Origin of the sequence: Halanaerobium sp. MA284_MarDTE_T2 (assembly GCF_003337245.1) — a bacterium.
Lineage (GTDB): Bacteria > Bacillota > Halanaerobiia > Halanaerobiales > Halanaerobiaceae > QPJE01.
Map to the genome: position 1 here is coordinate 25,405 of NZ_QPJE01000022.1, position 8,624 is coordinate 34,028.

Genomic DNA, 8,624 nt, shown 5'->3' on the forward strand with positions numbered 1-8,624 from the left:
TTTTTAAAAGGAGAGGTTTTTATGAAGAAGGATTCAGCCTATATTTCCTGTCAGATTAATTTTTATCCACTCTATACGATGGATGTTAATGAGGAAGTAAAAGAAGTGATAGATATAATAGATAAATCCGGACTTAAATATAAATCAGGTGATCTATCGACAGCAGTATATGGATATAGTGGTGAAGTTTACTCTCTCTTAGAAGAGATAACAGAAAAAATGCAGCAGAATGATAGACTTTTTTCTATGAATATCAGTATTTCCAACAGCTGTGGATGTAAGGTGGAATAAATAGAACTAAGTATAGATTACTTTATGCTTACTTTAAAATCTGAAAGCTGATCAAACGAGAATTGAGGAGCTGTAAAAATGGCATTTATGACTGTATATTTTCCAATCTGGATTAAGGCCCTGCACCTGGCATGGCCGGTTATGTTAAACCACATATTTTCAACTGCAATGAGGACAACCGATATGGTTTTAATGGGATTTTTTGGGCCGGCAGCCGTGGCTGCTGTGGGGCTAGGTGATGTCTGGGAGAGTATTGTTCTGCAGATAGGACTCGGCCTCGGTACAGGCAGTATTTCCCTTATTTCACAGGAAAGTGGTATTAAATCCAGATTGGCGGAAGAAAATAAAAATATAATTTTATCTCAGGTTATGTATGTAGGTTTTTTAATCGGTATACCTTTTATAGTTGTAGGCTTTTTAATGTCAGAACAGCTTATTTCTGTTCTGGGGGCTGCACCTGAGGTAGTTAAACTGGGTGCCCAGTACTTACTTATAATTTTTGCTGCTGCACCATTCCGCATAACCGGTATGATAGCAGCAAGAGCACTTCAGGGGAGTGGAGATACCAGAACCCCTATGGTAATAGAAGTAATTTCAAATTTTTTGAACATAGTTATTTCAGTTGTGCTTGCCCTCGGAATCGGACCATTTCCTGGTATTGGGATAATAGGAGTTGGGATTGGAACATTTGCAGCTAAGATTTTTGCAGCTTTTATATATTTCTTCCGGTTTTTAAGTTCAAAAAGCAAATTTACTATTAAAAATCCGATAAAATACTGGGATTTTACAATTATAAAACAGCTGTTTAAGGTCAGTATGCCCAAGATTACCCAGGGGCTCTACCAGAGTTTTATTACCTTTCCCCTCAACTCACTGGTGCTGTTATTTGGTACAGAGGCGGCAGCTGCCTACCATATAGCAAGAAGGGTTCATCATCAGCTGATTGCTCCTATGCACCGGTCATATTATACTGTGACGACAATTATGAACGGAAATAATCTTGGAGCAGGTCGGGTTGAGGAAAGCAAAAGAACGGTAGAGGCGATGCTAATACTGACCATTGTATCGATTGGAATGTTCTCAATTGGGATTTTCTTTACTGCTCCGTTTCTGGTCAGATTTTTCAGCAGTGATGCAGAGACTATCAGGTCTGCAGTGCTTTTCCTTAGAGCACTAAGTGTTGGAGGTCCGGCAATTACCTGTTATGGGGTTCTGGCAGGACATTTAAATGGTGCCGGGAATACCCGTTCTTCACTTTATGGAAATCTCTTCAGCCAGACATTTTTCAAACTGGGGCTTGCCTATTTTCTGGCTGTAGTAATGGATTTTGGAATTACAGGTATACTTATTTCCATACCACTTGATTTTCTAATAAGGGCTCTCTGGGTTGGCAGAAAATACCTCAGTGATGACTGGATAGAAGAAGCAGATGTTATGATCAAAGAAAGAAGAGTTAAAACCGCAGATAGGAGTTGTTAATATTGAAAATAGATCTTGACTGTTTCCCCTGTATGATGAGGCAGCTTATTGAGGCATCTGAAATGGCTGGAGCTGATAAACATACAACACGGGAAATTATAAACCATTATGCAGATATGATTAAAGATATACCGGAAGATGCTAAAGCACCTGAAGTTAGTGATAAACTGCAGAAGTTTTTAAAGAAAAAGACAGGTGATAGAAGTTATAGTCTGCTAGCAAACCTCGTGGGCTTGCCCCGAGGAGGGTCAAAATGACCCCTATTACAGCCTGAAGCAGAAAAATATTGAGATGGCAGAAAAGCTGCTGCCAGTAGTGAACAAAGAGATTGAATCTGCTGCTGATCCACTTAAAGCAGCACTGCTGATGGCGGCAATGGGGAATTCCATAGACGCCGGAGTTGGTCTAAATATTGATATTGAAGAAAATATAGAGAGGGCTTTAGAGCACGGTTTTGCCAGAAGTGACTACAGCCTTTTTAGAGAAAAATTGGATAAGGCAGAAAATCTGCTGATAATCGCTGACAATAGTGGTGAGGCAGTTTTCGATAAAATTCTGATAAAATATCTTAAAGAACATGTAGATAAAATCATTTATGCTGTAAGAGGTGTTCCGGTTTTAAACGATATTACTGAAAGTGAAGCAGAACAGATAGGTATTGGCAGCAGAGCAGAGGTTGTTTCAAGTGGTGCTGAAGGGCCGGGGCTGGTTCTGGAAACTGCTGATCCGGATTTTGTGGATATATTTAATCAGGCTGATCTTGTTTTAAGCAAAGGACAGGGTAATCTGGAAGGCCTTTCTGAAGTGGAGAGAGATATTTTCTTTCTGCTTAAGGCTAAATGCCGTATGATTGCCGGGTTTCTCAATACTGAGTTAAATAATTTTGTTTTTGTTTTGAATCGCTGAAGTTTTAACTTTTAATAATCCAGCAGCTGTTTTTTGACAGAGCAATATTCAATTGAAATATTATTTTGCATTGAGGTAAGAGATTCACTGAACAGTAGAAATTCAATTATGTTCAAAAAATTGTGGATTTTTGGGGAGGATTAGAGATTTGGATTCTAAACTGTTAAATAAAAAGCTCAAAGCAGCTGTAATCGGTCACCTGATCGGTGATGCACTTGGTGTGCCGGTTGAATTTAAAAGCCGCAAATATTTAAAAGAAAATCCGGTAAAATCAATGCAGGGTTTTGCACAGTATAATCTACCTCCCGGCAGCTGGTCAGATGATGGTTCTTTAACATTATGTCTGCTGGAATCACTGGCAGTAAAAGGTTATGATCTTAATGATCTTGCAGATAGATTTGTCAGCTGGCTTTATGAAGGGCATCTGACTCCCACCGGAGAAGCTTTTGGTGTCGGTAGGACAACTGAGACTGCTGTTTCCCGGCTTAAAAGCGGTGTCCTGCCTTTTGAGGCTGGCCCGAATGGAGAAAGAGATAATGGAAATGGATCTCTAATGAGGATACTGCCCCTGGCCTTTTATCTTTTAGAAAATGACCCTGAAGATAGATTTAAAGCTGTGGAAGAAGTAAGTTCACTTACCCATGGACATCCAAGGGCTGTTCTGGCCTGCTATATCTATACAGATTTTTCTATTAGACTTATAAAAGGTGAAAATATAGAAGATGCATATTTAGAATGCTGCAGCCATGTAGAAGATTTTTTAGCTGCTGGCAGGTATGGCAGATATGGTAAATATAAAGAGGAACTAAAATATTACCGGAGAATTATAAAAGAAGATACTGCTGAACTTAATGAAGGGCAGATAAATTCAACTGCATATGTGGTAGATACTCTGGAAGCATTTTTCTGGGTTCTGCTGAACAGCAGCTCTTACCGAGAAGCAGTTCTAATGGCAGTTAATCTGGGACTTGATACAGACACTACAGCTGCAGTAACAGGAGGACCGGCTGCTATTTATTATGGATTTGAAGATATTCCAAAAAAATGGATCGATCAGCTAAGGCATAAAAAAGAAATTATTGCACTGATAGATAAATTTTCGTTTTAAAATTTTCCGACTGCATTATATAATGATATAAAGAATTGAGACAATATTTAATATTTTTGGAATTAAGCATCCAGAAGGAGGCTTTAAAATGGATATATTATGTGATCAGAGCTGTAATATGGGGTATATATACCTCTACAAAAACAAAAAAGGTATAATAGAAAATTATGATGAGAGTACATTAATTACAGCAAATCAGCCTGTTGAGGTGATAGAAAATATTTATCTCAAGCTGAACAGACTCAGCTGGCCTGGCAAAAAATATATTGAGGCACTGGAAGATGGAGATTTTATAGAAGAATTTCAGAATGATATTGATGAGGATGGATATATTACCGGCATTGAGCTGGAGCTGAATGAAGAAAGGCTGCAGGATTTGATAGAGAATTTTAAGATTGCAACCTTTGAGCTTAATGGTAAGCAGTTTTATTATGCAGCTTTTTCCTCAGATGAAGCAGTTTTTGATACAAACAACTATGTTTATTCCTTTTCTGAAGAGGAAGATGCTTTTGTAATAGTTAACCGCTCTGAAGACAGGCGGTTTCAGATCAATATTGGTGAAGGAACTTCTTTAAGCAACAGGATAGCCTATGTGAGAGCCATTATTTTTAATGAAGATTCTCCATATGATGTTGATTATCTAAAACAGCTGAAGCTGTACAGAAGTACTGATAATTTTTAGAATAGTTCATATAACGGCAGCACAATTTTGTAAATATATTTCAATAAAAAATATTAAAAATAAAACAAGTTCACTCAAAATAATACTTTTTAACAAAAATGCTAAAAAATTACCTCTGGATTTTATTGTGACCGAGGGGTGAGAGGGTTACTTAGTTGGGAAAGCTCATTTAAAAGAATTTATTTAAAGTTCCTGATATTTCTCTCTGTATTTGTCAAGGGTAGGCACATATTCTTCTCCACAGTCCTTACAGATAAATCTTTTTGAGATGATAAGATTATATATTATTCCTATTGCTGCAAATATAATTACAATCCATCCCAGAATTGGAATCCAGGATAAGAGCACAATGGCTAAAATATTTTTTATGATACTCCACAATTTATTCTTTGTTTTTGTATTGTATGATCCACAGTTAGGACACTGATTTGGATCAATAAAAACCTGTTCTTCCTGACTGCTGTTTTCCTCCTCACTAAATTCCACTTCTTCGACCTCAACTGATTCTACTTCTTCAGCAACCTTATTTCCACAGCTGCCGCAGAAGATATCTCCTTCATTGATCTGAGCTCCACACTGACTGCACTTCATAATTTATACTCCTTTTTAAAATATTTTTTGACCATTACTTATAAATAATTTTATTTTCAAGTCAACCATCATTTTTATTAAAATCTATTTTATCAAGTTTCCACGGCTTTTCTATTCCTAAAGCCTGGGTGAATAAATTTATATTATTAAATATTAAAATAATCTCCTGTTATAGTATAGGTAAAGTATACCATAATTGAATATGAAAATGAATTAATTCAGCTATATTAAATAAACGAACAATTAAAACCCACACTAAATAGCGAAGAGGCTATTTTAATTTAGGGGAGAGGTTAACAAGTTGCTCTGTAAAAATATTAACATGCAGTAAATAAATTTCTATATTAATCTTATATTTCCTTCAAAAAATTTTAAGTTTTAACCAATTTAAGTAGATTAAGTAGAAAAATGATAATTTTAAATAAAAGTTTGGTTCTCCCACAAAAAGGTTAAATTTGGCGAATTTACTTGATAATATTTTCATACGACAATATAATGGTTTTAGATGTGAAAAAAGGAGGGGTCATATTGAAATTAATAAAAGATGTTGAAGTTTACAGTCCTGAATATTCAGGCAAAAAAGACCTGCTTATTGGTGGAGGTAAAATATTATTAATTAAAGATAAAATTGAATTTAATGATGAAGATATTGAGGTTATAGATGGTCAAAACAAAAAAATGCTGCCCGGGTTTATTGATCCACATGTACATATTACCGGTGGTGGAGGAGAAGGCAGTTTTAAAACAAGAGTTCCAGAAATACCTTTAAGTGATTTAACTTCAGCCGGGATTACTACTGTTGTCGGCTTGCTTGGCACAGATGGAGTAACAAGGTCGGTGGAAAATGTTCTGGCAAAGGCAAAATCACTGGAGGAAAATGGAATTACTGCCCTGATACACACCGGTTCATACAGATATCCCAGCAAAACAATAACTGATTCTGTACAGAAAGATGTTGTTTTAATTGATGAAATAATAGGTGCTAAAGTAGCGATATCCGATCACCGCTCTTCTCAGATTGGTGCCGAAGAATTGAAATTTATTGGTTCAGAGGTTAGAACTGCAGGTATGCTGGCAGATAAGGCAGGAATAGTCTGTGTACATATGGGAGACGGAAAAAAAGGGTTGGGTCCAATTATTGAAGCTGTAGAAGACAGTGAACTGCCGATACAGACTTTTGCACCAACTCATATTAATCGCAATGAAAGTCTGCTTGCAGAAGGATTTGAATTTCTAAAAAAAGGTGGAATTATCGATCTTACCTGTGGTATTTTTGATGATCTTTCTCCGGCTTCAGTAATTAGTAAAGCCAGAAAGAAAAATCTTCCGACTGAGAATATTACGGTAAGTTCTGATGGATATGGAAGCTGGTCCAGCTATGACGAAAAGGGTAATCTGCTGGAGATCGGTGCTTCCAGTGTAGGAACTCTTTATGAAGAATTTAAAAGTCTTGTCAGTCAATATGATTTTGAATTAGAAGAAGCACTGCCGTACTTTACGTCAAATCCGGCTAAAATTCTAAAACTGTTCCCACAGAAGGGAAATATAGAACAGGGAGCAGATGCAGATTTAATTATAGCTGATTTTGATCTCAAGATAGATACTGTACTGGCAAAAGGAGAAATTATGGTTAAAAATGGAGAAATTATTAAAAGAGGAGCCTACGAAAATTAGTAATTGAGGTGAAAAAAATGGGTAAAGAAGAGATAATAGGAGTTCTCGGTGGTATGGGACCTGATGCTACTGTCGATCTATTTCAGAAAATCATTGACAAAACAGCAGTAGAAAAAGATCAGGACCACCACAGAATTTTAATCTATAATAATCCTAAAATTCCGGATAGAACAGAGGCAATTTTAAATGGTGGAGAAAGTCCACTACAGGAACTTATTAAAACAGCTGAAGTGCTGGAAAAAGCTGGAGCCAGCTTTCTTGTAATACCCTGTAATACAGCCCACTACTATTTTGAAGAGCTGCAGCAGGAAGTGGAAATTGAGATACTTAATATGCTGGAAGAAGTAGCAAAAAAAATTAAGCGGGATCTCAATATCAAAAAAGTTGGTGTAATGGGAACACGTGGAGTTTTAGAATCTGAAATTTATGATAAAGAGCTGAAAAAGTTAAACTTTGAGGTAGTTAAACCTGCTGAAGAGCAGAAAGATAAAATTATGGATCTGATATATTCTGTAAAAGCCGGCCAAAAGACTTTGGAAATGCAGCAGGAGCTGAGTGCTGTTGCTGAATCAATGGTTAAAAAAGGGGCGGAAGCAGTAATACTCGGCTGTACAGAACTGCCGCTTATATTTGATATGGATAGTTTTGCCTATCCGGTTTTCTCTTCTCAGGAGGTTCTGGCAGAAAGTGCATTGAGAAGAATTAATAAGTAAAAGCCTGTTTTAGTGAGATGCTGTCTCATTAAGCAGGCTTTTTTTATAGGGAAGTCTCAGAAAACTCCTTATGCTTGTCTTAGTGGATGAATAAGCCTTTTAATTTTGAGATTTGATTCCTAGAAATTAAACATTCTTTTGATTTTGGATATACTTTTGCATAGTTTCAGAAGTTACACTTTCAGCTGTCCCGTCATAATATCCTCTACCCCACAAACCACTACCCCAAAGGCAGTTTCGTATCAGACTTCGAAAATGCCATAATTTATGAGAATTTAAAGGATTGTTTGCACAGCATTATTTCAATCAGGGATGCTGTATGATAAAAAGTTGTAAAAAAGTTGTAAAGTGATGCAAAAGACATAGAAACATTTCTAATTTTGTCGAACAATTTAATAAATATGTAATTTGGCTTGACATAATTCTAAATTAACACTATAATGTAAATGAAATAATAAGGAATATAATTGTTGTAATACTAAATTGTAGCAATAGATAAAAATTATAAAGGGCAGAGATCTTTCCCAGATTCTTAAAATAAAGAAAGATGGGATTAAGTTTAAATAATTTAAATATAGGGTAGCAATTTACAGTTACTACTGCCTTGTTAGTTAAACATTTATCATATTAATGGGTTTGTGTAAATTAATCATTGTTGCTTTTATTAGAAGTATCAAAATATTGTTATATACTGAAAATTATAATTTAAGAATTAGGGCTCTGGGCCGGGAAATGTATTTTTCCGGCCTTCCTACGTGTATAAGTAATAATTTTTACTTCTAAAAATATAATAGAATTACTTTAAATTAAATTTTATTATCAATAATTTTTGTAATTGTTCGGAGGAAACAATAATTTTAGAGTGAAATATTATGAAAAGCATTGTATAGGTAAAGAATGGAATGGTTAATGCTTTTAAAAGAATTAATATATAATTGCATTGCGAAAATTCAATTTTGGTCATTTTAACAATTTGACATTTTTGTCATAATAGGGATTGTGAAATTCAAAAATTGCTAATTAAGACTGTTCGCAGTGTAAGCATGTATTGATATAAAAACAATAAAAGTAGGTGAATATTTATGAATTTAAAAGAAAAAGCGTTAAAGATGCATGAAGAAAACATGGGGAAATTAAAAGTAGCAGGAAAGGTTAAGGTTGAAAATGAAGATGACCTAAC

General features: G+C 35.4%; 10 protein-coding genes. 8 read left to right on the forward strand and 2 right to left on the reverse strand.

Annotated features, from left to right (window positions below; all coding sequences use genetic code 11):
- Positions 1-21 precede the first annotated feature (21 nt).
- From DFR78_RS09285 to DFR78_RS09310, 6 genes are all read left to right on the forward strand, one after another.
- Positions 22-291, forward strand: coding sequence for a YkoF family thiamine/hydroxymethylpyrimidine-binding protein (locus DFR78_RS09285; RefSeq protein WP_114458563.1), 270 nt, complete (start codon positions 22-24; stop codon positions 289-291).
- A 78-nt stretch (positions 292-369) separates the two neighbouring features.
- A complete protein-coding gene (locus DFR78_RS09290; protein ID WP_114458564.1) occupies positions 370-1,770 on the forward strand; it encodes an MATE family efflux transporter in 1,401 nt (466 codons plus the stop codon).
- Positions 1,771-1,772: 2 nt separating this feature from the next.
- On the forward strand, positions 1,773-2,027 hold the full coding sequence (locus DFR78_RS09295) for a hypothetical protein (RefSeq protein ID WP_114458565.1): 255 nt from the start codon (positions 1,773-1,775) through the stop codon (positions 2,025-2,027).
- A gap of 34 nt (positions 2,028-2,061) precedes the next feature.
- Positions 2,062-2,676, forward strand: coding sequence for a DUF89 domain-containing protein (locus DFR78_RS09300; RefSeq protein ID WP_114458566.1), 615 nt, complete (start codon positions 2,062-2,064; stop codon positions 2,674-2,676).
- 148 nt (positions 2,677-2,824) lie between these two features.
- Positions 2,825-3,784: an ADP-ribosylglycohydrolase family protein gene (locus tag DFR78_RS09305; protein WP_114458567.1), complete on the forward strand. Its 960-nt coding sequence runs from the start codon at positions 2,825-2,827 to the stop codon at positions 3,782-3,784.
- Between the two features lie 88 nt (positions 3,785-3,872).
- Complete coding sequence (locus tag DFR78_RS09310; RefSeq protein ID WP_114458568.1) at positions 3,873-4,466, forward strand: hypothetical protein; 594 nt, start codon at positions 3,873-3,875, stop codon at positions 4,464-4,466.
- A 183-nt stretch (positions 4,467-4,649) separates the two neighbouring features.
- On the opposite strand, the gene DFR78_RS09315 is transcribed toward DFR78_RS09310, so the two are convergent.
- Positions 4,650-5,057, reverse strand: coding sequence for a zinc ribbon domain-containing protein (locus DFR78_RS09315; protein WP_114458569.1), 408 nt, complete (start codon positions 5,055-5,057; stop codon positions 4,650-4,652).
- Between the two features lie 528 nt (positions 5,058-5,585).
- On the opposite strand from DFR78_RS09315, the gene iadA reads away from it, so the two are divergent.
- Entirely contained in the window at positions 5,586-6,731 is a 1,146-nt protein-coding gene (gene iadA / locus DFR78_RS09320) for a beta-aspartyl-peptidase (RefSeq protein WP_199505597.1), read from the forward strand.
- A 17-nt stretch (positions 6,732-6,748) separates the two neighbouring features.
- Complete coding sequence (locus tag DFR78_RS09325) at positions 6,749-7,444, forward strand: aspartate/glutamate racemase family protein (protein ID WP_114458570.1); 696 nt, start codon at positions 6,749-6,751, stop codon at positions 7,442-7,444.
- 126 nt (positions 7,445-7,570) lie between these two features.
- Here the strand turns inward: DFR78_RS09325 and DFR78_RS12435 are convergent, their stop codons facing one another.
- Positions 7,571-7,690: a transposase gene (locus DFR78_RS12435; protein ID WP_369834967.1), complete on the reverse strand. Its 120-nt coding sequence runs from the start codon at positions 7,688-7,690 to the stop codon at positions 7,571-7,573.
- Positions 7,691-8,624: the final 934 nt, after the last annotated feature.